Below are 255 nucleotides of genomic sequence, written 5' to 3' on the forward strand. Positions count from 1 at the left end.
GTGTAAGCATGGCAACATGTTGAGCTTACCAGTACTAATAGGTCGTGAGGCTTAGCCACTTTTTTCCACGAATAAATTTAGATACTTTGATGTTGAAATAACTGTTTACTACAACAGATTACATATTGGGACCCATGGAACATGACAAGAATAAAGCTTTCTGAAGTTCCAGGTCCGACCAGTGTAACCGGTGGCGATGGCGAAGAGGCCACACCCGTACCCATCTCGAACACGGAAGTTAAGCTCTTTAGCGTC

General features: G+C 43.9%; 1 rRNA gene. It reads left to right on the top strand.

Annotated features, from left to right (window positions below):
• Positions 1–186: 186 nt before the first annotated feature.
• Positions 187–255 (top strand): 5S ribosomal RNA (gene rrf / locus HXW94_RS19145); the annotation flags it as partial.

This window comes from Desulfobacter latus (assembly GCF_013389365.1).
In the GTDB taxonomy this organism is placed as follows: Bacteria; Desulfobacterota; Desulfobacteria; order Desulfobacterales; family Desulfobacteraceae; genus Desulfobacter; species Desulfobacter latus.